Genomic DNA, 509 nt, shown 5'->3' with positions numbered 1-509 from the left:
TTGTCCTGCAGATAATGCGTGGGCGCAAGGCAGTAGCCGTGGTGCGGCATCATCGTCTCCAGCGTCTCCGCCACGTTCTGTGCCACCGCTTCGGGCGTCATCACGGCCAGCTTTGCCGTAGAAATGCACCCGTGGAACGCCAGTCTGCCGCCGTATTTCCGTGCAAGACAGGCGGGGTCCATGTCCGCGGCTTCCGGCTGCAGCGTATCGACCGCCCGGATGCCCATTTCGATGAAATCCTCAAACGCCCAGCTGGAGCTGCCGCAGCAGTGGATCATCACCGGCTTGCCGTAGCTGGAGGCCAGGTCGATGAGCGGCTGGTGGCGCGGGCGGATCTGGGCACGGAACATATCCAGACTGATGAGCGGCGCGCGCTGCGTGCCCAGGTCTTCGCCTGTCCAGATAAAATCAACATAGTCCCTGCATTTGTCCAGCGCGCGTTCGAACATGGCAAGCTCGGCCTTCATGCGCCGGTCCAGCAGCGTCATCACGCTTTCGGTCTCCAGCGC

General features: G+C 62.7%; 1 protein-coding gene. It reads right to left on the bottom strand.

Going from position 1 to position 509, the window contains the following annotated elements:
* Nucleotides 1–509 (bottom strand): uroporphyrinogen decarboxylase family protein (locus tag TQ39_RS19915; RefSeq protein WP_276325267.1); only part of this gene is annotated, 509 nt, incomplete at both ends.

It is taken from the genome of Ruthenibacterium lactatiformans, from assembly GCF_000949455.1.
Classification (GTDB): domain Bacteria; phylum Bacillota; class Clostridia; order Oscillospirales; family Ruminococcaceae; genus Ruthenibacterium; species Ruthenibacterium lactatiformans.
Note: the sequence above shows the minus strand (reverse complement) of the source record. Positions and strands in the feature narration are given on the sequence as shown.